This window comes from Sphingobacterium siyangense (genome assembly GCF_007830445.1).
GTDB classification, from domain to species: domain Bacteria; phylum Bacteroidota; class Bacteroidia; order Sphingobacteriales; family Sphingobacteriaceae; genus Sphingobacterium; species Sphingobacterium siyangense.
In genome coordinates this window covers 185,882-193,854 of record NZ_VLKR01000009.1, presented here as the reverse complement: position 1 = coordinate 193,854, position 7,973 = coordinate 185,882, and the positions used below count along the sequence as shown (strand labels likewise).

The 7,973-nt window shown below is 45.1% G+C and carries 6 protein-coding genes; 4 read left to right on the top strand and 2 right to left on the bottom strand.

Going from position 1 to position 7,973, the window contains the following annotated elements; all coding sequences use genetic code 11:
- Positions 1–24: 24 nt before the first annotated feature.
- A complete protein-coding gene (locus tag IQ31_RS10410; protein WP_145327922.1) occupies positions 25–264 on the bottom strand; it encodes a DUF4372 domain-containing protein in 240 nt (79 codons plus the stop codon).
- Positions 265–597: 333 nt separating this feature from the next.
- Positions 598–1,086 (bottom strand): PA2169 family four-helix-bundle protein, encoded by a 489-nt coding sequence (locus IQ31_RS10405; RefSeq protein ID WP_145327921.1) that lies wholly within the window; start codon positions 1,084–1,086, stop codon positions 598–600.
- A gap of 186 nt (positions 1,087–1,272) precedes the next feature.
- On the opposite strand from IQ31_RS10405, the gene IQ31_RS10400 reads away from it, so the two are divergent.
- The 4 genes from IQ31_RS10400 to IQ31_RS10385 all read left to right on the top strand — a co-directional run bounded on the left by IQ31_RS10400 (position 1,273) and on the right by IQ31_RS10385 (position 7,965).
- Positions 1,273–2,988 carry an FAD/NAD(P)-binding protein gene (locus IQ31_RS10400; RefSeq protein ID WP_145327920.1) on the top strand — a complete coding sequence of 572 codons (1,716 nt, stop codon included), beginning with the start codon at positions 1,273–1,275 and terminating at the stop codon, positions 2,986–2,988.
- 137 nt (positions 2,989–3,125) lie between these two features.
- Complete coding sequence (locus tag IQ31_RS10395; RefSeq protein ID WP_145327919.1) at positions 3,126–6,746, top strand: response regulator; 3,621 nt, start codon at positions 3,126–3,128, stop codon at positions 6,744–6,746.
- A gap of 20 nt (positions 6,747–6,766) precedes the next feature.
- Positions 6,767–7,141, top strand: coding sequence for a response regulator (locus IQ31_RS10390; RefSeq protein ID WP_145327918.1), 375 nt, complete (start codon positions 6,767–6,769; stop codon positions 7,139–7,141).
- Positions 7,138–7,965 carry a CheR family methyltransferase gene (locus IQ31_RS10385; RefSeq protein WP_145327917.1) on the top strand — a complete coding sequence of 276 codons (828 nt, stop codon included), beginning with the start codon at positions 7,138–7,140 and terminating at the stop codon, positions 7,963–7,965. The genes IQ31_RS10390 and IQ31_RS10385 overlap by 4 nt, the downstream gene beginning before the upstream one ends.
- Positions 7,966–7,973 lie beyond the last annotated feature (8 nt).

Genomic DNA, 7,973 nt, shown 5'->3' with positions numbered 1-7,973 from the left:
CATCCATCAGATATACTTTACGCTTTAGCTGACCAAGATCTTTGCGAAAATGGGTGTCCTTTTACCAGTGGTACTGCGTAGGCCGTTACTAATATCACGAACCGAATCTGCTGAGGAAAAATGACAGAAAAGCATACTGACTAGATGCGTCCAGCTGTTGATCCCTTTCTGATGTTTGTCACTTTTGTGCTTTGAAACCAAATCTTTGAATAATTCGCGGTCGATAAGAGATAAAATCTGACTAAAAACATTTAAATTTATCATGGCGGTGGGTTATAATTTTGCAATTTAAATATAGCAACTTTGCTATATCCAAACACCGCCACTTTTTAAACGTTTAGGACGCAAGTGATGTAAAATATTACTTTTTTTAACCGTTTATGTCAATGCTGCTATAATATATGATTTTTCAGATTCCCTTTTTCCGCTTATGGTTACGACAACAATCTCTGTTCGGGAGAAATGGAAGCAATCAGCAAAAGCGGCGCTACATTCTTGGCTAAGATGAGTCGATGATGAAGTCGAGACATAAAAAAAATACCGAAGCAATATACACTTCGGTATTTTTCGTGAAAAAGAAAAATTACTATTTCAATCTTAGAGGGTTTTGCTATCGCGCAGCATTTTAATGATATTATGCGCTTCAAGCTGTTTGCTGAGCTGTGTATTGATTAAGCTATGAACATTTTGCGAAAGTTCTTCCGATCCTTCAGCCAAAGCTGTTTGATAAGTTGATTTGAAGGCATCTTCTCCCTGCTCACAGGTTTCGAGCAGGCTTCTTTCGTCATCTCCCGTAATATTCACTTTTATCCCCATCCAGGCGCGGAAAAGCTTGCCGCTCAGCATGGTGCTATCCGTCGCCTCTTTGCCTTCAAGCTCAACATAAGGTGTCAACTCGGCAATAAATTCTTCCGATTGTCCGATGAATTTTTGAAATGTTGGTATAAGTTTATCCAAGCCATGACTTGTCGCTAGATCAATAGCTTTTTTATAACCCTCGATGCGGTCGTTGTTGATCTTAATAATGTCATTGATGATCTCTGGATTGTTGATGTTGTTTTCCATAATATTTTTATTTGTTATCATTTTGTTTATTCGAAAAACAGCAGGTACCTGATGATCGTTTGCAGAATCCGAGATTCAGGTATTTAAATCGTGGCCCGTATTTATCCCGTTTTTTATTGTCCGGGAATAAATGGCCCCTAAAACTTTCTGCAATTTACCCTTGTTCTTAGAACCGAATACTGTCCGTTAGGCAGCGCAACGAAAACTATGCAACAAAATATTCATGTAGCCATTATCGGGGGTGGACCCAGTGGCCTGTTTATGTACAAGAGACTGGTCGAAAAGAATATAGCCGGTCTCAAAGTATCTATTTTCGAGTCCCGCAAGCAATTGGGGGCAGGGATGCCTTATAGCTACGAAGGTGCTACATCGGAGCATCTAACTAATGTCTCGGATCATGAAATTCCCGCACTGGTTTCGACGATTGAGGATTATGTTCAATCCTTATCGGAGACCACGCTCCGAAGCTATGGCATCGATGTTGACGATTTTAATCGCTACAAAGTGGTACCACGGCTGCTCCTTGGCCGCTATCTGTCGGAGCAGTTTATGCTATTGAAACGGATGGCGGATGGAAAGGGGATAGAAACACAGATTCATCTCGGCAGCCAGGTCAGTGATATCATTGATCTCGATAGCCAGATGCAGGTTAAAATCATGGTGGGCAGCACCGATACCTATATCGTAGACAAGGTTATCATCTGTACCGGACATAAATGGCCAACCAGGTATGAGGGCAATGTAGAACATTATTTTGAATCACCCTATCCGCCGTCAAAGCTCGCCTTAAAAACAGACCATGCAGTAGGCTTACGTGGCGCTTCGCTCACGGCAATCGATGCTATCCGTAAACTGGCACGCCACAATGGGTCTTTTGAGGCGCTGGAGACAGGTGAGTTAAGATATCAGATCGACCCGGGAAGTGAAAATTTTAAGTTATTGATGCATACCCGCAGTGGTCTTCTGCCTGCGATCCGATTCCATCAGGAAGAACCTTTCCTAGCCAACAAGCTCTTGATCTCCGAAGAGGAACTCATGCTTAACAGACTTGAAAATGAAGGTTTCGTGTCGTTGGATTTTCTGTTCGATCGTAATTTTAAAGCGCAGTTTAAAGAAAAGGATCCCGACTTTTATGCGATCGTGGAAAAGCTCAGCCTGGAAGACTTTGTAGAAGCAGTACTCAGTTTAAGGGAACAGAAAGATGCCTTCGAGGGATTTCGCCAAGAGCACGAACAAGCGCTGAAATCTATCAGAAGGCGTCAGTCTATCTATTGGAAAGAAGTGCTTTCTGCCTTGAGCTTTACCCTGAATTACCCGGCCAAATATATGTCTGCCGAAGATATGCTGCGTTTAAAAAAAGTACTGATGCCGTTGATTTCCATTGTCATCGCTTTTGTGCCGCAGAGTTCCAGTCGTGAGCTCCTCGCACTACACGATGCTGGTCGGCTGGAAGTGGTCAATGTTGGTACGGACAGTCGGGTTGAACCTGCGAGCGACCGCGGCGCTAACTATTTTTATACCGATGAATCTGGGATAGAAGTAAAAACCTATTATAAGACATTTGTGGACTGTGTAGGACAGCGCCCCTTGAACTTTGAAGAATTTCCTTTCAAGAGTTTAGTCGACAATGGCAATGTCAGTCCAGCTTACCTGCGATTTCGTTCAGTGGAACAGGCCAAAGAACAAATGCTGGCAGGCAACGACCATATGTTTGTAGCTCCGGATGGCGCCATTTTTTTGCAGGTACCCGGGGTAAAGATAGACGACAGCTTCCGGCTGGTAGATCACAGCGGCAACGCCAGTCAACGTCTTTTCATGATGGCTGTACCTTACATGGGCGGCTATAATCCGGATTATTCGGGCCTAGATTTTTGCGCCGCTACCTCGGCTATTATTGCCAGCAAGATTGCTGAAGGGGGATAAATACGTAAGTTTTTGTTAAAATACGGTAAGATGGTTGGGGCCGGGCGACACGGGATTTAATTTAAGCTCCCTATTGCTATATTTGGCGGCCATCTAAATCATCAGTTGGCATTGTCTTAACTCAATTGTTGAAAAGCATGCCTAAAACTATTTTAAGAAACCTGCAGGTAGGTTTTGGAATTTCACTGTTGATCCTGTTAGCGAGTTCAACGGCTTCTTATGTGAGTATCCGTAAGCAGATCCATAATAGTGCGATGGTCGATCACAGTCGCCGTGTCATGAGCCGTGTCAATAAAATTTTGCAGGATTTACAGAATGCAGAAACGGGCCAGCGCGGCTTCCTGCTGACGGGGATGGATAAGTTTCTCGATCCCTACAAAAATGGTCTTCAGTCTTTGCCTCAATCGCTGAGCCGCGCGCACGATCTTACGGCTGATAACCCAGCGCAGCAGCAGGTGATTGATACCCTGTCAACACTTGTTCAGTCTCGACTAAATCGATTAGAGAATTTGGTGAACATCAAAAAACGAGGTGGTATGATCTCTGTTGCCCAGCTTGAAGAAGGCAAAACCTATATGGACAGTTGCCGTTTGTTGATCAGCAAAATCATAGATAAAGAAGAATCGCTGCTCAATCGACGTTCAGATGAACTTACACGCTCTTCGGGATACACCTCCATATTTGTTTTATTGGCTGCGGCAGTTTCGTTGCTGATTACGCTGTTTTTTTACTTCCGCCTCAGGGCAGATTTCTTTAAGCGTGAGGAGTTGCAGAATGACCTGAAACGAAAAGATGAGGAGATCCAGCGCCGACTGAGTATTACTCAGCGTATAGCACGCGAGATTGCTGCCGGCAATTATGAAATGCAGATTCAGGATGCCGAACAGGACGATCTGGGCAGCTTGACAGGATCCCTCAACGAAATGGCTAGGTCGCTCAAAACATCTTTTGATGAACTCAGTGATAACAATTGGCATCAGGCCGGACTAACCCAGCTGAGCAACCTCTTGATGGGTAATAAACAGCAGGAAGAGCTCACAGCCGTTACGCTCGGCCATCTGACAAAATATGGCAACTGTGTCAATGGTGCCATTTACCTGATGGAACAGGATGAACTTGTCTTAAGGGGGTCCTATGGACTCGAAAATCCCGACCATAATCGCTTCGCTCCAGGAGAAGGCATGGTCGGTCAGGTCTTTAAAGACGAGAAAGAAAAGTTATTTGAAAACCTCGAAAATAGCAGCTATGTTATCAGTTTTGCCAACGGAAAGGTGCAGGTGAACAACCTTTTTATCTTGCCTATTTTTGAGGATAACCAATGTATCGGTGTGATGGAGCTGGGGGCATTACAGCCTTTTTCTTCCATACAGTTGACATTTTTTAGAGATGCAGTGCAAAAGGTAGGTACTACACTTGCGGCGGCGCAGGCCAGACTGGTGGTGCAGAATCTATTGGAAGAAACCCAGGCACAGACCGAAGAGCTGCAGGCACAGCATACCGAATTGGAATCCCTTAATTCGAGCCTCGAAATGCATACGCATAAATTGCAGGCATCGGAGGAGGAACTCCGTGTGCAGCAGGAAGAACTGGTGCAGTCTAACCGTGAATTGGAGGAACGCTCCAAACTGTTGGAAGATAAAAATGTTGAAATTGCCGAACGCAATCAGGAAATTCAGAAAAAGGCGGCAGAGCTTGAGCAAAGTACACGCTATAAGTCTGAGTTTTTGGCCAATATGTCGCATGAACTACGTACACCGCTCAATTCAATTCTGTTACTTTCCCGTTTGATGGCCGAAAATTCGGATGGTAACCTGAATGAAGAGCAGATGGAATCGGCAGCTGTGATCCAAAGTTCAGGAAAGAGCCTGCTGACCTTGATAGATGAGATTCTGGATCTTTCCAAAATAGAATCCGGAAAAATGGATCTGGATGTACAGCCTGTATATTTTGCCGATATACTGAATGGACTGACGGCTATGTTCGGACCAATCGCCGCGGATAAGCAGCTCGAATTAGAAATGAGCGCCGCGGAGGGTTTGCCGATGCAGCTCGAAACAGACAAGCAGCGCCTGGATCAGATTTTACGTAATCTATTGTCGAATGCCATCAAATTTACAGCTTCGGGTAAGGTTACCTTGCATATTGACCGCGAACAGTCGCAGAGAAACCGTATCGTATTTGAAGTACGCGATACTGGAATAGGAATACCAAAAGACAAACAGCATCTGATTTTTGAGGCTTTTCAACAAGCAGACGGTTCTACACGCCGCAAATTTGGGGGCACTGGACTAGGGCTCTCGATCAGTCGGGAACTGGCGCGCCTACTCGGTGGCGAAATCTTGCTGGATAGCGAAGAAAACAAAGGCAGTGTATTCCGCCTCATCCTTCCGGAGCAGATTTCGGGCAACATGCCATCCATATTTGCTACGGAATTGCAGCGACCAATGATCGGAGAAACAGACGTTGAAACGGTGGGGCACGCCGTAGTGGGGCAAGATTCACAAGTGGCAGTGCAGGCCGTGGAAAGGATGCCTGAGATTCCTATTCCAGCCGATATTCCGGATGATCGCGATAGCATCGTCGCAGGCGACCGTTTTATCTTGATTGTTGAAGATGATATTGAGTTCGCAAAGATCCTGCTCAAATATACGCGTCAGCAAAACTACAAAGGTATCGTGGTCGTCCGTGGTGATATCGCTACGGAGATGGTGGCACGTTATATGCCGTTGGCGGTCTTATTGGATATTCAGCTTCCACTTAAAGATGGCTGGCAGGTAATGGCTGAGATCAAGGAAAACCCCAAGACTCGACATATACCTGTGCATATTATGTCTTCTTTACAGGTTAAAAGAGAAAGCCTGCTTCAGGGCGCCATAGACTTTATCAATAAACCGATGGCATTGGAGCAGATGGGCGATATGTTCCGTAAAATAGAAGATGCCCTCACGCGGCATCCCAAAAAAGTATTGATCGTTGAAGAAAATCCCAAACATGCTGCGGCGCTGTCGCTCTTCCTCGAGAGTTCTGACATTGCCTCGGAGATCAAGAGCAATGTAGAAGATAGCATTGTGGCGCTGAGTTCAGACACTGCCGACTGTGTGATCCTTGATATGGGGGTTCCAGACCGTGTTGGCTACGAGACATTGGAAGCCGTAAAACGAAACCAAGGCCTTGAAAATTTGCCGATTATTGTATTTACCGGTAAGAACCTTTCGCAGGTAGAGGAAATGAAATTAAAACGGTATGCGGATTCTATCATTGTAAAAACGGCTAATTCCTATCAGCGTATATTGGACGAAGTTGGTCTATTTCTACATCTTGTAGAAGAAAATAACGGTCCTTCTATCAAATCGCCGGGTAGACTTGGCTTTTTGCAGGATGTTCTGCAGGGAAAAAAGGTACTTGTAGCGGATGACGACATCCGAAATATCTTCTCGCTCACCAAGGCGCTCGAAAAATATCAGATGACCGTGGTGCCGGCAACGGACGGAAAAGATGCGCTGAAACAGCTGGAAGATAATCCGGATGTGGCGGTGATCCTGATGGACATGATGATGCCCGAAATGGATGGTTACGAAACGATTGCTTCGATCCGAAAAGATCAGCGATACGAAAATATGCCCATTATTGCGGTTACAGCCAAATCAATGATGGGGGATAGGGAAAAATGTATTGCCGCGGGAGCGTCTGATTATATATCCAAACCGGTGGATATCGATCAGCTATTGTCTCTCTTGCGTGTATGGTTGTATGAATAATAACGCAATAAATAAGGAGCATGGATAAGAACAAAACCATATTGATCATCGACGATGATCAGAACAATATATTTGCGTTGAAATTGGCCCTGAAGTCAAGAGGTTTTCAAGCAATCGGCTGTCTGTCTGCAGAAGATGGACTTGTCCAGCTAAGATATCATATAGGCATAAGTCTTGTCCTCATGGATATGATGATGCCCGAGATAGACGGCTATGAAGCCACCAAGTTGATCCGTCAATCATGGAATGCAAGTGAATTGCCTATCATCGCCGTAACGGCACAAGCTATGACCGGTGATCGTGAAAAATGCCTGTCTGCAGGAGCAAATGGCTATATCTCGAAACCGATCGACATTGAACTGCTTGTGCAGATGATAAGAGAAATAGCGGGATGACCACAGGGAAAAAAATTGTCAGCCAAGAGCAGGTCATGATCCTGATGGAGGATGTGGAGCGTCTCTATGGTTACGACTTTACCCACTATACGAAAGCATCCTTGTCGCGGCGGATCAACCAGCTTTGCCTGCTGGATAATTTTACGAGTTTCGCCGAACTGCGTTATCGCGTTGTTCACGATCGGGAATATGTGCAGCGATTTGTTGAAAAGATGACCGTGAATGTGACCGAAATGTTTCGTGATCCAAGCTTTTTCGCAAATCTGCGTCATGAAATTCTTCCCAAATTGCGCACTTCGCCGTTTATCCGCATCTGGATAGCGGGCTGCGCAACAGGTGAGGAAGCGTACTCACTGGCAATTCTATTGCAAGAAGAGAATCTTTTGCACAAATCACTGATCTATGGCACCGATATCAACCCCTCGGTGCTCGAGCAGGCAAAGAAGGCCGTCATCCCGATGGCAAATCTAAAATCCTATGTCGAAAATTATCAGCTTTCGGGCGGTAAAGCTGATTTTTCAGCGTACTACAGCGCGAATTATAATTGGGTAAAACTCAATTCCACCTTGCGGGAACGTATTGTTTTTGCATCTCACAATCTGGTGAGTGATGCTTCTTTTAATGCTTTTCAGCTGATTCTATGCCGCAATGTGCTGATTTATTTTGATACGCAGCTTCAGGCCAGGGTATTGTCCCTTTTTGATGAAAGCCTCGAAACATTCGGATACCTCGCCTTGGGCAGTCAGGAGACACTGCGCTTTTCTGCGTTGGCACACCGCTATAATCAGGTGGGCAATGAAAAGATATGGCGAAAGGTGAAGTAGACTTGTAG

Excerpts from the sequence above, each read along its gene's own strand:
- IQ31_RS10410 (WP_145327922.1), bottom strand. The coding sequence starts at position 264 with ATGATAAATTTAAATGTTTTTAGTCAGATTTTATCTCTTATCGACCGC.
- IQ31_RS10405 (WP_145327921.1), bottom strand. The coding sequence starts at position 1,086 with ATGATAACAAATAAAAATATTATGGAAAACAACATCAACAATCCAGAG.
- IQ31_RS10400 (WP_145327920.1), top strand. The coding sequence starts at position 1,273 with ATGCAACAAAATATTCATGTAGCCATTATCGGGGGTGGACCCAGTGGC.
- IQ31_RS10395 (WP_145327919.1), top strand. The coding sequence starts at position 3,126 with ATGCCTAAAACTATTTTAAGAAACCTGCAGGTAGGTTTTGGAATTTCA.
- IQ31_RS10390 (WP_145327918.1), top strand. The coding sequence starts at position 6,767 with ATGGATAAGAACAAAACCATATTGATCATCGACGATGATCAGAACAAT.
- IQ31_RS10385 (WP_145327917.1), top strand. The coding sequence starts at position 7,138 with ATGACCACAGGGAAAAAAATTGTCAGCCAAGAGCAGGTCATGATCCTG.